General features: G+C 59.1%; 1 protein-coding gene and 1 pseudogene. One reads left to right on the forward strand and one right to left on the reverse strand.

Features of this window, described 5'->3' with window-relative positions; genetic code table 11:
- Window positions 1–267 (forward strand): annotated as a pseudogene (locus tag EOA29_RS39855) (integrase); the annotation flags it as partial.
- Here EOA29_RS39855 and EOA29_RS39860 read toward each other — a convergent pair.
- Window positions 221–477: AlpA family phage regulatory protein (locus EOA29_RS39860; RefSeq protein WP_127222578.1), on the reverse strand; the 257-nt coding region annotated here is incomplete at its 5' end. The pseudogene EOA29_RS39855 and the gene EOA29_RS39860 sit on opposite strands and share 47 nt — an antisense overlap.

The following is a 477-nucleotide window of genomic DNA, read 5'->3' on the forward strand; positions in this document are numbered from 1 at the left end:
CCATTCACCGTGCACGATCTCCGGCGCACGGGCTCTACACTTTTGAACGAACTAGGGTTCAACAGCGACTGGATCGAAAAATGCCTGGCTCACGAGGACGGTCGCTCCTCCCGCGGCGTCTACAACAAGGCGGAATACGAAGTTCAGCGCCGCCACATGATGCAAGAATGGTCCGATGCAGTGGAAGCCTGGGTCGAGGGAAGGAAGCGGCCCGTCGTCCTTATGCCCCCGATGATGACGGTCTTTGAGCCCGATCCAGCGCTTTGACAGGAGCGGTCTTTCTCAAACGCACATCTGGAGGGCTGGCTCGGGGAATTGGTGCTGCCCTGCGCGCATGGAGCCAGGCTTCAACCTCGGCCAAATCCCACACGACGCAACGGGGGGTAAGAGCGAAACGTCGCGGAAATTGCCCGCGCTGCTCCATTTCATAGATTGTGCTGTCAGCCAGAGGGACGATTTCACGTAGCTCCTTACGGC

This window comes from Mesorhizobium sp. M1E.F.Ca.ET.063.01.1.1 (assembly GCF_003998155.1).
Taxonomy (GTDB): domain Bacteria; phylum Pseudomonadota; class Alphaproteobacteria; order Rhizobiales; family Rhizobiaceae; genus Mesorhizobium.